Consider the following 15,074-nt stretch of genomic DNA (forward strand, 5'->3'; position numbering starts at 1 on the left):
GTAATATATGAGAAAAGCCGGTAAGAGGAGGTTCTCATGAATATTACATCTTTTGTTATTTACTGTATGATTGCTACCTTTACGCCTGGACCTACGAATATCGTGATTTTGTCCACCGTCCATCATCATGGGGCGAAAAAGGCGATGAAATATACGTATGGAGCAACGGTTGGCTTTGGCGTTTTACTGATTATTTCCGCTTTTTTAAATTCGGCATTCATGGCGTTCTTACCGAAAATAATCATGATTCTGCAGATCATTGGAAGTGGTTATATGCTCTACCTTTCCTATCTGATTTGCAAATTGGATACAGCGAGCCCGGCAGTAAACCAAGCGGCCACCTTTCGGTCAGGCTTTCTGATGCAGTTTATGAATCCGAAAGTCGTGTTATTTGCACTTACTGTAATTCCAGCCTTTCTTGTACCTACCTATCACTCACGCACGATGATGTCAATTAGCATTATGGTTATCATAGGCATTGGGTTTTTAGGATTTCTCACATGGGTCCTTTTCGGTGCGATCTTCAAGGCATTTTTACATAAGCATAACAAGATTGTTAATGTCTTATTGGCGTTATCTTTGGCTTATGCTGCCGTTATGGTTTGGTTGTAAGCAAGCTTACCAAGAGGTGAATGAAATGAACCAATTTGTGTATAAAAAGTCGGCCGGTATTAAAGCGCTGTCGGCGAGTATGACGGATTTTAAGTATAAAAAGCACGCTCACCAGGAGTACGCCATCGGGGTGACGTTACGTGGGATTCAAGAATATAACTTGGACGGCAGTCTGCAATTATCGCATCAGAATGGTGTTATGCTCTTTAATCCGGAACAGACGCATGATGGCATGGCTCATGACCAGACAGGTTTGGATTATGTCATGCTTTATTTTGATCCCCAATTACTTTTGGATGCTACAGAGAAAAAGGAGATCTTGCGATTTTCAGCTCCGATTGTCTACGATGTTCAGCTAAAACAACGCGTTTTAAGTCTCTCTCATGCCATTTTAAGTGAAAAGGATGAGGCTTTGTGCAGCGAATTATTCGTAAATCTCGCAGAGAGCCTGGTTCAAACGAACTTTTCAACAAATGTCAAGAAAGATAACCAGTTGATTCGTAAAGCAAGGGAAATGCTGCATGCCAACCTGGAACATGTGCTTAAACTTGACGAAATCTCGAGCGAGCTTCAATTATCAAAGTTTCAATTAATTCGTTTATTCAAGGCCCATATGGGAATATCCCCCTACCAATACTTCTTGAACGCCAAAATCGAACGGGCGAAATGCATAATCGAGAAAAATAAGGATATATATTCAGCCGTAGCTGCCTGCGGATTTGTTGATTTAACCCATCTAAACAAACATTTCAAAAGTGTCTACGGGACAACAGCATTTGAATATATATCCCATCTGCATTGAAAGAAACGTCCAATAGGGATGAAGCCACCCAGCCGGAACGAACGCAAGTGATTGCGCCCGTTCCGGCTAGAGGCGCTTAGATATCATACGTTCGTTCCAGAGCGATAGGGCTTGTTGTAGTGTTCCTTACGAATTTCACTAGGTGTCAGACCGGTATGCCGTTTGATGGTTCGTGCAAAATGATACGAGGTTTTAAAACCGGATTGTTCGGCAACTTCACCAATATTCAAGCCTGTACTGCGCAGCAATTCCAGCCCCTTTTTTACCCGATACTGCCATAAATATTGGATCGGTGTTACCCCTTCATCCCGCTGGAACAGGCGAATCATATGCTCGGGCGTTTTTCCGGTAATCTGCGATAAATCCTTAAGGTTAAGCTCCTCGCCAAATCTTTCGTGGATTGTTTCCACAGCAAGGAGAACGGCCGGATGTTTCAGGTGATTTAATCCCAAATGCAAACACTCCGTCGCATATAACCACAAAGCAGAACGGCCTAGCGCTTTTACCACTTCGTCCTCCGTAGAACATCCATCGTTTTGCAAAGACATCAGCATATCTGTCAATTGATTCAGTCGCGTCGTCAAGGGGATGTAGAGCGGTAACGAATCGAAATAAGCCGCAGCGTCCGGTACTAAAGGTTCCACTGCCACAGCAATCCAACGGTGCCACGTGTCACGTTTCTCATTAAAATGAAACATCTCCTCATGTCCCGGTTTGAGCAGCGCAATGCTCTCTGGAGGGACTGAGAAGGGGACGCCGTCAATCTCTACCGTCATGGAGCCGCTATGGACCAGGACAAGCTGCAGATCCATCTGAATACGGGGACCGTATTTCCCGCCGGGGCCATAGACCACGGTACCTGCGTAGGTATTCGTCACAACAAAAGAAGGTGGAATGACTTCCACCTTGGATGCTATGTCCATTCGATTATTCCATCCTTTCGGACAGCTTTTCTTTCATTATACAAGAGAGATTTTCTTTTTTAAATCTTCTCGCTCAATCGTTGAGTCATGGCGGATGTAGTGGCATACATAGGAGCGCCGCCAGCGGTTGGAACGGTTTCGTGTAGAAGAGTGGATAAGGTTGCTGTCAAAAATCAAGATATCCCCTTTATCCAGAATAACCGGAATCTCCTGACTTAAATCGATGCCTTCCACCTCATGGGTCCAAGCTTCGTGTTCCTGTAAATTTTTCACATCGCCATGGGGCAGAACTCCGAGTTTCTGAGAGCCGGGGATGACGTACAGGCAGCCGTTCTCTTCATTGGTATATTCCATGGCAACCCATGCGGCGGTCAACGTGTTCGGATCATTTTTAATGTAGTAATAGTCCTGATGCGCTGCTTGCCCTGGGGAGCCGGGTTCTTTGTAAAAGTACATGCTTTGGACGCCAACGGCTTCATCGCCCAGAACTTGGGCCAGTGCGCCGCGTACAACCGGCAGCTTCATCATCTGCAAGGAAAAGCCGTCATGCAGGTGAGGATTGAACAACCGGAGGGAAAAGCGGTCCTTGTCATCCACCACGGCTCCGCCTTTTCTTGGTTTTGCCCATTCAGGCATAGATTCGGAAGAACGGATAGCATGAATATGCGAATTAAAAGCATCGATCAGATCATCGCTGCAGCCATTTTTAATAATAATAAAACCATCTTCATGGTACTGCTTGATTTGCTCCGATGTAAGTGGATTTACTCTCTCTGATTGAACTTGAATTGTCATAAAAAAATCCTCCTTTGTTCGTATAAAACTGATGTGCAATTCCTTTATATTTATAATAGTAGATGATTTTAAAAGGGAATAAAATGCACGCGAGTCAGATATTTTGTGTCTGAAATTGATATCTACTACAAAATCTTTTGGAGGTAAATTTTTAAAATGGTTGTGAAAATTATCATTATGAATTAACATACAGGAAGTGTTCATTCAAGCAATAGAGAAACGCATGTTCGTTTTATTTGTAGCGGAATTATCAAAGGAAGTAATGGTGGAAGCGGAGTTGACTGACGGATCATGATGAAAAAAGAAATTGCGCATATTCGCAAGTTATTTAAATTGGATCACGAGTTGCTAAATCTTTACGAAATTTTTAACGTGTATATTATGAAGGAAACGAATGAGATCTACCACTACGAACGCCAGCCGTTCGCCTTATTGGACAGAGAGAAGCAGGAGCTCTATATGGCGAATTTCAAAAAACTGCTGACCGGCGAATTAGATCAGAAGATGTTCGAATTGAAATTTCAGGAAGAAGCGGAACAACCTACAAAGGTGCTTCTCCATCAAGGTTTGATAACCGGTGATCCGCAAGAATGGCAGGATTTAATGCTTTTGTTGGTGGATAAAATGTTGGCGGATACCGTATACGAACAGGATACGGTGATTACTTTTGTTCGCGGTCAATATTCCCGCCCGACCAAGGCGAGGAACGATGAAGCCGAGCAGAGTGAAAAGGACGAAATGTTCGCGAATTTGTTCATTCTGTGCAGCATTAATTCCACGGAGCAGCAGCGGAAAACGCTCATGTTTGATTATGTCGAGAGGGAATTCAAGTATAATGTCTTCGTAGACCCGATCATCAAATTGAATACGCCGGAGCAAGGGTTTTTCTACCCTAGCGTGACGGATAACTACTCCGACGTAAATCGGATTCTGTACTGCTCGGGGAGAGCGCATGAACCGAATGTGCCTTTCATTGAGCAAGTCCTGAATGCCGAGAAGACCGTGACGGCGCTGGAAGAAAGAGCTATTTTTGAGGATATCGTGAAGGAAGTGGCAGGTGAAGAACTGGATGCCTCTACGATTGCACAGGTATACGAGGAAATTCATCGGGTCATCGAGTCCAACGAGGAAGAGGAGCCTCCGAAGCTGGATTATCAAGATGTGGAACGTATGCTGATGGTGAGCGGCGTGGAGGACGTGACGAAGGAAAAGGTGGAACGGGCGTTTCAAAATGTCGTCGACGACAAAAACTATGAAATTAAAGCAAGCAGCGTCCTTCCGAAGTTCACATCAAAATCTATTAAGATTGATACAAAAGTAGCTACGATTTCGGTTAGTCCGCAAGATTTAAAGTATGTGAGACAAGTGAACTATCAAGGAAAACGATGTATCCTGATCGAGGTTGACGAAGACGTTATTATCGAAGGATTTACGCTCAGTACGGAGACGTTGTAAAACGGAATAATTAAGTGGGGCCACGCGGGTTTGCGGGCTCCTTTTTTCTAATTAACAGGCATTTTTTATTTTGAAAATGTGAATGTTATCATAGCAAGTGTGAAATGTGAAATGCAGTCTACATAAGGGAGAATATGATGATGCAAGAGAGCCAATTTGATCAAATTTATGCGATTATGGAAGCTTCATTTCCTGAAATTGAACGCAGAACTTATGCAGGAGCAAAAGAACTGCTATCTGATCCTAACTATCGGCTTATTCCTGAAGTCGAGGACAACAAGATCATTGCTTTTTTAGCCGTATGGGAATTCCCTATGTTTCGGTTTGTGGAGCACATTGCTGTTGATCCTGGCGTACGGGGAAGCGGTTTAGGCGGAAAATTAATGACGGCTTATATCGCAGAATCATTAAAGCCCGTTTTATTGGAAGTGGAACCCCCAACTACGGACATAGCGGAGCGAAGAGTAAACTTTTATACACGGCTCGGCTTTCATCTGAATGATTTCCATTATATGCAGCCGCCTCTTCAGATTGGGATGCCTGATTTGCCGCTCAAGATTATGAGTTATCCTCAAACGCTCACGGAAGCGACGTTTTCTGTTTGTAAAGACATCTTATATACAAAAGTGTATAAGGTTGCTAGAACATATTGAACAAGCTCCCGTAAGGTTCATTTTCCATTTAAGTTTCATTAAAGGTTGTCAATCAGGCCATTGACACGCCCCTCTCCGGCGTAAGCCTGGAGGATCGTCCGATCCTTGGCAAGCTGCTTGAAGTACCTGAGTACAAGGAGAAGTATCATACCTACTTGCAAGAAATTGTATGGTTACTTTGCGGACGGTAAATTCGAACAAACGGTTGCGAACCTCGATCAATTGATTTCCAGCCATGTGCAAAACGACCCAAGCGCTTTCAACACTTATGACGAGTACAAAGCTGCTGTTACGGAGTTAACGAAGCTAGGAAAACACTTCGTTCGGAGAGCATTCAAGGTCAGCTGAACGGCGAAATCCCTTCAACAACCGAGGGGCAAAAAGCTGACGCCAGCGCACTGATCGACGCCTCAACGGTGGATCTGTCGAAGATGGGCAACGGGATGGGCAAAGGCGGACCCGGCGGCAAAGACGGTTTCGGAGGCGGGCAACGCCGATTCCCGAACGGAATGAATGGCGGTAATCGAGGTAACAGCCTGCGGCGGAGCAAGGAAGTGAAACGGCCGGTCAGGCAACTTCGGCACCTGCGAACGTATAGGAAAAGTCCTCAAACCGCTCGTACCGAGTTGGTTTGGGGCTTTTTTTACTTCGTTAGAGAAATTTAAATGGTATGGTAATCTGGGATACATTTTTTATTTTGGCGATCCTCGTTAGGAGAACATTACATGAAGAAAGAAGCTTTGCGGATCATCTTAAACACGTTAAAGTGATGCAATGTCATTATTGGAACTATGACTTTGGTAGTGAATGAATAGGAGGATTTATCTAAAGTTCCAATAGCCTCTTTCCGTTAATTCGACAAAAACTATTATTGTTTTAATACTTTTCTAAACATTTTGTGAGAAAATACCGATAATGACTTTATATACATCGACATAATTCTACAAAATGTAGGTACTAAGTAGGGGTTTAAGGAACTACACTTATGTAGGTGTTGATGAAAACTATGAAAAGGGGAGTAAACGTTGAATAGACGTCGGAAAGCCGGATGGGCCAAACTATTAATTGCTGCATTGCTACTACAGTATATACCGCTCTTACACGGCGGGTTGAGTGTAGCTCAAGCTGCAGGAGTGGCTAACGGAACCAACACAGTGCTGCAGAATACATACGGTCCAGCAACAAAAATTACGGATTATACATGGAGTAGAGTAACAACGAATCTTGCGCCTGATCCTAGACAAGGTGCATCCATGGTCTTTGACGAAATGGCTGAGAATGTAGTTATGTTCGGAGGCCAGGATAATAACAAGTTCTTCGATGAGACATGGATATGGGATGGCAAACAAAAAACTTGGCAGGAACAACTTAACCTTGCGAGCTCCCCTCCAAAACGCAAAGGTGCAGCAATGGCATATGATCCAGGCACAGGGAAAGTTCTTCTATTCGGAGGCGAGGGTCAGTCCGGCGTGCTGCTGGGTGATACTTGGCTTTGGGATGGTATGAACGCTACTTGGGAGCAAGTTACAGGGCTTCCTGACTCCCCGATAGCTCGCGGAGGCGCTCAAATTGCCTTCGACGGCGAACAGTTGGTTCTGTTCGGCGGATATTCGGGCAGCGGAAGTTCTAAGACTCTTCAAGATGATACTTGGCTGTGGAATGGAACGGGCTGGACGGAGGTTGATCCTGCTGAAAAACCGCCTGCTGCTTATGGCGGGCAGATGGCTTTTGACGGCCAAACGGCAGTACTCTACGGTGGGAATGCAGGTTCTATTACGAAAGAGTATACGAGTACGGGTACGAAAGTAACGAAGTCGGTCACGCATGATGACAGCTCCCCATTATTATGGAAGTGGAACCGGGAAACCAAGTCATGGAGTTCGACAGCCGGTCCGGAGGGTTACGGCCGATGGGGGCAGGCGATGGCTTATGATGGGCGTCGCGTTGTCTTTTTTGGCGGAGAACGCGACTATGTCCATAATTATGATAACGAATTGATTAAAAAATTAAAGCTGCCAACGAGTACGTACCCTCCGACGTTCGGTAGCATGGCCTATAGCTGGTATAAAAGTGGGTGGGAAAAAGCTCCTTTAAAATTCTCCACCGGGGTTATGTACAAAAGTAATATGGACAAGGACGGAAAGGTTTATGAGGTCCAAGGGCAACCCAATCAGGTGCCTTTCCCATTAAGTTATGCCAGCATGGCGTTTGACGGCAAAAACTTCGTCATGTTTGGCGGAAGTCGCGATCAAATTAGTATCATGGATAAAGTTTTCGGCTCAGTAGTTGATTCTGTGCCTGCAGGTAATATGAACGAAACCTGGCTGTATGGCTATACACCTCCGACAGCGCCTGGTGTTAAGCTTACTGTGGATCCGATGGAGATGATCTATTTTGATCCAAAACATATAGATGACACAATAAGCGTAGTTACGAATGTCTATGATGACGGTACTAAAGACATTATCGCACGAGGAGTTGAGTACCGAGAATACCTTCCAAAAGTAGAAGGGAAAGAACAGGAATTCAGCAATTGGATCCAGGTACCTTACACAGGTACGGAAGAAGGAACAAGTTCCTTTACCGTTGTATTAAAGGGTCTGAAGTGGCAGCAAAAATATCAAGTTCGCGGCTATGCAGCCAACGAAATTGGTAAGAGCTATACGGAACCAGTGCCAATCATCCTGAATGATGATGATCAGACTATAAAAACACCTGATGTTCTTAAGTATGACCGGATCGGCCCATCGGTTCTACATGTGAAAGACAAAAAGCGATTGGTCGCAGTGGGTACAGGTATTCCTAATCTATTTCGTAAACCTGTAGGAGATATCCATTACTACTTGCAAAGCAAGGATGGCATCCAATATAGCCTTAAAACTAATGTTATTAATGAGCGTCAATTGGAGTTGTTCTGGGATGAAAAAGATGGGGCTTTGCCTCCAGGAAAATATGATATACATCTGAATCATGTTTACTATGGCGACTACGTATTCCCAGAAGGTCTCCTAATAACAGCACTAGACTTCTACAAACCAAGAAACTTCGCCAGAGTAGATGTGCCTAGCACGTCCACCAGCAACGAAGTAAACAGTCTTGGTCTGCAAGGGCCGTTCACGGAAGATCCGTCAGCGCAAAATGTCTATGTACTTAATGATCCATCCGAACCAGTAGTCATCAACGACTCGGTCATGTTCAAAGGCACCAGTCTTGTCGTAGACAAAACGAAAACCCCAGCCACAATAACCGGCAACGGCCGCTTATATGTCAATGGCGGTGGAGCACTCGGTTCGAATCTGTCTTACACGATTCATGATGGGCCTTTCACCATCACATCAGACAAGTTTTCTTTCGACTTGAGCGGTTCAGAAGCGACAGACTACTTGAATATGGACATGCCCGTCAAAGCAAGCTCGCTTATTTTCACAAAAGAAGGCCTGCGCCTAACGGGTGATCTGGAAATCGGCTTGCAGGTAGGCAGTCAAAAAATTAAGGAAACTGTGCCGTTTGATGGCCTGAAATTCCGCAATAATCGTTTTGATTTGTCGGGCACCTTTACGATGAAAAATAGCTTTCAGGTTGGCCCAATCAAAGCAAGTGATACCAAATTCGTCGTGGAAAGCCGCATTCCTTATGTCGGTGTTCAGGGAACAGGCAGCTTACCAGATACGAAGTTAAGCTTCGATTTGAATATGAGAACCAAACAAGGACGTTTGGATAGTGTAAACTTTGGCATGTATCAGAAAGTGAAGCTTGCGTCGACAGGTCTTCAAGTTAATTATCTGTTCGGCAGCGTGGACAAACTTGCTGAGATGTCTCAGATTCCTCAAAAGTTCGCTGTCACCGGATCTGTGAACGATGTTATTGTCCCTGAAATGAAGCATCCTCAGGCGAATTACAAGTTCAATCTGATCGGTACCGATTCCATTGATACGGATCTAACGACCTACGGTTTTAACGGCAGCGGAACGGAATATTACTATTGGTTGCCTGTCAAGAACATGAACATGCAAACGGTAGTAAATCCGGCAACGGCTGGAATCAAAGGATTTTCTTCGCCGGGCTTTGCAACGAAAGGCGATATCAATCTTTTTGAAGTCGTCAAAGGAGCCATTGGCACGTACTCTTTTAACCAAAAAGGGTTCAACGGAGCGATTAAAGGAACGGTTTATGTTCCAAAAGGGATTCCGCGAATTGGCGGAGCGACCGTGAGTAACGTTGCACTCAGTGTAAATGAAACAGGTGTATACGGGACTTTTAAACATAACGGCGTTGGGGCTAATCTGAAGTATACGTTTAATAACAATACGATTCTGTTCGAAGTGGAAGCAGAACCGCCTAAGAAGTCTTGGTGGGAAAAAGGTCTGGATTTCGTGAACAATGTTTCCGATTTTATGGACGCTGCAGAACCATGGTTGGACATTGCGGAAGAATTATTCTTAAGGAATACAGATTCGGGCAATCAGAGCAAAGAAGGCAATGAGGTAAGGATCGCTGCTGCGAATCCGCTTAAGCGTGTCTTTGATCTAAGACCGGTCAGCCTATCTTTCCAACCGGAGGAGCCAGTGCATACCGATGCGAAAGCACGCATTGTGAATGGACAGCTTACATCACTGGATCAAACACCTTTGATCACAACGGAAACCAATGCTGCAAACGGGAAGTCGACAGCTTCATTTGCGGTGGAACGTTCCTTCACGGCACTTTTTGCCTTGACAGGAGATCAACGGGCTGCTGTTTTAAAAGCGACGGCATCGGGACAAGGTTTTGAGCAGACCTTGCGTCCAGAAATCAGCTATGATGCCGCCAGCCAAATGACCTATATGCGTGTATCCTTGTTTGCAGGCAAATGGAGTCTAACAACAAACACAAATAGTCACATTCAAGTGAATGAATTGTTATTTGCCAACGGAGCGCTGAACTTGAGCCAGTTGGCGGAGCTATGGTCGCAAACACCGGATCGCTCGGTTACCTCATTTACAGTGAAAGAGCGTGGAAGCTACGTGCTTAACGTTGGTGAGGCTCAAGGCGATGTTATTGTTTACAAACCAGATGGAAGGCCATACAGTCTGAACACGGCACAGAACGAAGCGAATTGGAATGCTTTGCGCGACGCCAATGGTCATGTGTACACGTTAGTGGATGCGGTCGAGGCCGGAACATGGATGATCAGCGCAGGCACAAGTCCAAGCGCCGTATTAAGCACAGTATCATCTAAGGTGAAAATCGAGGATGTCGCGCAGTGGGTGCAGGATCAAGCTTATCCTACCGTGTTTGATATGACCAAAACAGATAATGGTCAAGCGATTGTAGAGATTTACGGGGCCAATGAGCAGACAAAGCTGTATGCGCCAAATGGTGAATTGTACAAACTTCAAACTGATCCGAGTTTGCCAGGTTTGAATGTGCTGTATGATGAATCACAGCAGAAGAAAACGTATTTGCTGGACGGTATTGATTTGAGTGGACAGTGGCAAGTTGTAAGCAGCAGTTTTACAAATGTTGTTGCCTACAAGTCGACAAGGAAGTTTAAGTCGATTAAACCACTGACGATGGAAGGCCGATTTGGCAAATATTTTGATATTGCCGAAAAAGGCGATTATATGTTGACGGTCAGCGGCGGAAACGCCAATACCGTGATTACAGCACCTGACGGTTCGCCGTACACACTGAACTTTGATGCTCCTGCCGGCAACGCTTATTTACAGCCGGCGTCAGACCGAGTAACAAATGCGAGCCCAGGCGGAGATCCGCTTGAACAGACGAAGGTCACAACACCAAATCCAGTGAACGACAGCAAGGATACGCTTTACGTGACACTCCTTAATGCGCCAGCTGGCAAATGGATGATTCAAAACGCGAAAAAAGTGGATTTGCAAATACAGAAACTAATCCCTCAGCCAGAGATTAAGGCTTCCGTGAAGACTGCAGCTGGCGCGGAAAATCGTGTTCAAGTTGCATGGTCCATGGAGAATGCATCATCTGATGCACAAGTAACCATGATGTTAACGGACAGCGCCGATCAATGGGTGGGAGAAGTTATTCAAAGCGGTCTGCCATCTTCCGGCAGTAAAGCTATTGATCTTCCGACTTCCATGCTGCCTGGAACTTACTATCTTTCTGTAGTAGGGGAAAGTGCAGATAAAGCACCGATCCATGCCATTGCGGAAACAACCGTAGAGGTGACTGCGCCTATTTCACTGAGCACACCTGAGCAACCTAAGGTGCTTTCTACAGGAAATGGAGAAATATCCTTGCACTTTGCTTCTATTGCAGGTAACGTGACTGCTTATCGTATCTGGGTTAGTGACAGTACGAGCGGCAAGGCGGCAGTTCCGGTGATGGATATAACACCTGAAGCGGGAAGTGAGCAGAACGCCGTAATGACTGGATTAACGGCTGGAGCAACTTACCAGATTGCCGTCTCGGCTATTGGCAATGAGCAAGGGCGTGTTGTGCTCAGCCCAACATCTGCGAGTGTGACGACGGATTTGCCAGTTCCGCAACCGTCAACGTTAGCCGTGGCGCTTGACGCTGGCGCACAACCCGTCATTGAACAAACGTATACGTCATATGACGGAAATGAAGAGACGTTGTTGCTTACAACAGCTGAACAAGCCTCTCTGAAAGTGACGGCTAATCAAGCCGCAGCTCTTACTTTGTTTGTGAACGGACAGCAGCTTGGCAGCAGCGAGCATGTAGCAGCAGGTGGAACTTCCACGTTTGTTCTGCAAGATTTGCTTCAAACGGCTGTATTGAAAGAGCGAGAATATAACGTATTGGTTGAAGCCGTGAATGAGCGCGGCGACCGGAGTACGGCATACCGCAAGGTTTTCATTGACCGCACCGGACCGATGCTGATCGCTTCCGGAGGCAATGACGCGCAGGGCAAGCCGATTTCGTTGAATGGTATCGTTACAGATACCAGCAGAGTTTATATCGCCGGCCAAACTGACGCGGGAGCTAAGCTTGTTGTCAACGGCATTCAAGTACCGCTGGATGATAAAGGGAAATTCGACTATTACGCACCATTGGAGTGGGGAACATCGACGGATCGAGTGCAGCTCACGATGACGGCTACGGACCGGGTTGGCAACAAAACGGAGTATGGCTTTGAAGTCATTCGAGGTGTAGCTGAAGCAATTCCGGCAACCCCTAGTGATCTTGCAGCACTGACAACAGGCAACGCACAGATGCGCGCTCCGTATCAATTCGGTACAACCGCTTATCAAGCTTTAGCTTATTCGGACAATGTTCGTATTTATGCAGTTCCGATGGCTGCTGCTTCTGTCGTAACGATCGACGGCAAGCCAGTTTCTGAGAGCGGTTATGTCGATATCGCGGTACCTGTTACAGGGAAATCGGTATCCATCAAAGTACATTCCGATAGTGCAGGAGACAAGTTCTATACGCTAAGTCTTGATGGAACAGGCTCCAATGAAGCATTATTGGCTACTTTGAAGCTCACGAATGCCACGGCCTCGCAAAAAAGCGATGTGCTTCCAGCGCAAGCCTTCACAGGGGCGGAAGAAAGTTATGCTGTTTATGTGGATAACACCGTGGACACGGTAACCTTGACACCCGGCGCTATGAAAGCAGGTTCCAGCATTAAGGTCAAAGGACAGTCCGTTCAGAGCGGGCAAGCATCCCAAGCGATTCAGCTGCAAGTTGGCGAGAATCAAGTTCCTGTGGAAGTTACCTCTCCGGACGGTGCGGAAACACGGAGCTACCAAGTAGCCGTATGGCGGGAACCAAGCGGTAATGCGCTGTTGCAAAGCTTGGGGCTTGCTACAGACGGAGCTGATTTGTTAGCTGATTTTAACCCGGCAGTGAAAAATTATGAGGTACTAGTGCCTTACACAGCGCTCGAGTTTAAGCTTCTGCCAGTTCCCGAACAGTCGGATGCAGAAATTCATATCGATGGTCAAAAGGTAACAAGCGGAGCGGTCTTGCCCCTTCCATTTACGAAGGATGCACAAACCTATGCTATTGAGGTCAAGGCTCAAGATGGTACGACGCTCACATATAACGTATCTGTATTGCGTAAGCAGACAGTGCCTGGGCAGCCGCCATTACTGGCGAGTTTGCAGGCAGGTACGATCTTGGACGGTGCTTTTACGCCATACAAGCTTAAATACGGAACGATTTCAACAACCGAAAGTGCTAACGCAACAATTAAGGCGATTACCAATGATCCAGAGGCAACGGTAACGGTGCAGCATGTAAAACAAAAAGGCGGCGGCACCTTTGAACCTGCTCTAGCAATTGGCAGCAATACCATTATCGTTAATGTGGAGTCAGCGGACCTTAAGTCTTCACAGACTTATTCCATCGACGTCAAACGTATCGAGGAGTCAAGTTCTAGCCCTGACACGCGCCAAACGACGGTTGCTGGAAGTTCCGGAGGTTGGACTTTCCAAACCAACATCGTACGGACCCAATCGTCAGATGGCAAAGTGTTGGATACGGTGAAGTTGGATGGCGTGGATGCACGTAGGATTTTGGAAAAAGCAGCACAGAATAACGACCAGGTTGCTCGTATTTATGTAACGGATTTGCCAGAAAATCCAGCGGATGAGCGAATTGTCAGCTTAAATTCAGAAACGGTTAGCTTGCTTGCAGGTGGCGGCATGGCGCTGCAACTGGTGCTGCCTGACGGGCAGATCACAGTATCAGCGGAGTCCCTGAAGCAAATGAGTAAAGACGGAAAAGATGCTTATTTCCGAATTGTTCCAGTCCGTGTTGAAGCTGAGCGCAGTGAAGTAACAAAACGCGTGCAAGCTGCTGAGCTTGTGCTCAAAGATGCAGGAGATCGATCTGTCTCCATTATCGGTCAACCAGTCAAGATTGAGACAAACTATTCAGGATACAAGACGGAAGTTGTATTCCCGCTGAATAACCTCAGCCTGCCGGATAACGCAGCTGCGGCCAAAGAAATTTTGGATGAGCTGGCTGTGTACATTGAACATAGCGATGGCGAAAAGGTGCTAACGCACGGAGAAATCCGTTATGATGCGGATGGCAAACCAGTTGGTATTGCTATTGAAATTAGTAAGTTCAGTACATTTACCATTATTCAGAAAAATGGAGCGAATGCACTGCAACCTTATTTATCCGGTTACCCGGACGGCACATTCCGCCCTTCACAAGCCATTACGCGTGCGGAATTGGCGATGATTTTGAATCGTATTGGCGCTGGGAAGTCGGGCAATGATTCGGCATCGGCACAACCTAGCGGTTATCCTGACGTTGCCAAAGAACATTGGGCGGCAGAAGCCATTGCCAATATGCAGCGCGCAGGTGTGATGCTTGGCGATGACACCGGCTTCCGCCCAGATGACGCGATTACCCGCGGGGAAATGGCCAGCATTGCGGCAAGGCTGCTTCCTGCCGGAGATGGCAGCACCTCCTATGCGGGATACAGCGATACGCAACAGCATTGGGCTTTCGAAGCCATTAAGAAAGCATCGCAAGCGGGCATTCTGCAGGGTTATTCCGATGGCACCTTCCTGCCGGAAAAGCAATTGAATCGTGCGGAAGCAGTCACGATTTTGAACCGATTGTTTAAGCGGCCGACTGCCGATGTGAAGTCATCGAGCTGGCCGGATGTACCGCAGGAGCATTGGGCACTTCGTGAAATTGAATCAGCCTCCGGCACCGTACAAACGTTGTCTGATGGCAGTGTATACGTGGTACCAAATCATTAATAAAATTCAAACAAAAAAGTCCATGAGCATGAACTGCTCATGGGCTTTTTCGTGTGAAAACGCATGATTCTCCTAACTTGTTATTTTGCTGGTAGAAGATGCAGAGTTGGTTTAATATATGAAGTAT

Annotated in this window: 9 protein-coding genes; 7 read left to right on the forward strand and 2 right to left on the reverse strand. The window is 46.1% G+C overall.

From position 1 onward, the window contains the following. Positions 1-36: 36 nt before the first annotated feature. Positions 37-612, forward strand: coding sequence for a LysE family translocator (locus PCH02S_RS00215; protein WP_127448969.1), 576 nt, complete (start codon positions 37-39; stop codon positions 610-612). Between the two features lie 25 nt (positions 613-637). Next, entirely contained in the window at positions 638-1,414 is a 777-nt protein-coding gene (locus PCH02S_RS00220; RefSeq protein ID WP_127448970.1) for an AraC family transcriptional regulator, read from the forward strand. Between the two features lie 83 nt (positions 1,415-1,497). On the opposite strand, the gene PCH02S_RS00225 is transcribed toward PCH02S_RS00220, so the two are convergent. Together PCH02S_RS00225 and PCH02S_RS00230 are read right to left on the reverse strand one after the other, a co-directional pair. Next, positions 1,498-2,337 (reverse strand): helix-turn-helix transcriptional regulator, encoded by an 840-nt coding sequence (locus PCH02S_RS00225; protein WP_127448971.1) that lies wholly within the window; start codon positions 2,335-2,337, stop codon positions 1,498-1,500. Between the two features lie 36 nt (positions 2,338-2,373). Next, the gene (locus PCH02S_RS00230) at positions 2,374-3,132 is read right to left on the reverse strand and encodes a phytanoyl-CoA dioxygenase family protein (protein WP_127448972.1); all 759 of its coding nucleotides are present in this window, start codon (positions 3,130-3,132) and stop codon (positions 2,374-2,376) included. Positions 3,133-3,423: 291 nt separating this feature from the next. Between PCH02S_RS00230 and PCH02S_RS00235 the strand changes: the two genes are divergently transcribed. The 5 genes from PCH02S_RS00235 to PCH02S_RS00250 all read left to right on the forward strand — a co-directional run bounded on the left by PCH02S_RS00235 (position 3,424) and on the right by PCH02S_RS00250 (position 14,947). Next, positions 3,424-4,587: a DUF4317 domain-containing protein gene (locus PCH02S_RS00235; protein ID WP_127448973.1), complete on the forward strand. Its 1,164-nt coding sequence runs from the start codon at positions 3,424-3,426 to the stop codon at positions 4,585-4,587. A gap of 140 nt (positions 4,588-4,727) precedes the next feature. After that, the gene (locus PCH02S_RS00240) at positions 4,728-5,240 is read left to right on the forward strand and encodes a GNAT family N-acetyltransferase (protein ID WP_127448974.1); all 513 of its coding nucleotides are present in this window, start codon (positions 4,728-4,730) and stop codon (positions 5,238-5,240) included. A 105-nt stretch (positions 5,241-5,345) separates the two neighbouring features. Next, positions 5,346-5,588 (forward strand): hypothetical protein, encoded by a 243-nt coding sequence (locus PCH02S_RS36080; protein ID WP_174806711.1) that lies wholly within the window; start codon positions 5,346-5,348, stop codon positions 5,586-5,588. Positions 5,589-5,671: 83 nt separating this feature from the next. Then, positions 5,672-5,905 carry a hypothetical protein gene (locus PCH02S_RS36085; RefSeq protein ID WP_174806712.1) on the forward strand — a complete coding sequence of 78 codons (234 nt, stop codon included), beginning with the start codon at positions 5,672-5,674 and terminating at the stop codon, positions 5,903-5,905. A gap of 360 nt (positions 5,906-6,265) precedes the next feature. Next, the gene (locus tag PCH02S_RS00250; RefSeq protein ID WP_127448975.1) at positions 6,266-14,947 is read left to right on the forward strand and encodes a cadherin-like beta sandwich domain-containing protein; all 8,682 of its coding nucleotides are present in this window, start codon (positions 6,266-6,268) and stop codon (positions 14,945-14,947) included. Positions 14,948-15,074 lie beyond the last annotated feature (127 nt).

Origin of the sequence: Paenibacillus chondroitinus NBRC 15376, from assembly GCF_004000765.1 — a bacterium.
Lineage (GTDB): Bacteria > Bacillota > Bacilli > Paenibacillales > NBRC-103111 > Paenibacillus_E > Paenibacillus_E chondroitinus.

Bases quoted from the DNA above. Each gene is read 5' to 3' on its own strand.
- PCH02S_RS00230 (WP_127448972.1), bottom strand. From the start codon at position 3,132: ATGACAATTCAAGTTCAATCAGAGAGAGTAAATCCACTTACATCGGAG.
- PCH02S_RS00225 (WP_127448971.1), bottom strand. From the start codon at position 2,337: ATGGACATAGCATCCAAGGTGGAAGTCATTCCACCTTCTTTTGTTGTG.
- PCH02S_RS00220 (WP_127448970.1), top strand. From the start codon at position 638: ATGAACCAATTTGTGTATAAAAAGTCGGCCGGTATTAAAGCGCTGTCG.
- PCH02S_RS00215 (WP_127448969.1), top strand. From the start codon at position 37: ATGAATATTACATCTTTTGTTATTTACTGTATGATTGCTACCTTTACG.
- PCH02S_RS00240 (WP_127448974.1), top strand. From the start codon at position 4,728: ATGCAAGAGAGCCAATTTGATCAAATTTATGCGATTATGGAAGCTTCA.
- PCH02S_RS36085 (WP_174806712.1), top strand. From the start codon at position 5,672: ATGGGCAACGGGATGGGCAAAGGCGGACCCGGCGGCAAAGACGGTTTC.
- PCH02S_RS00235 (WP_127448973.1), top strand. From the start codon at position 3,424: ATGATGAAAAAAGAAATTGCGCATATTCGCAAGTTATTTAAATTGGAT.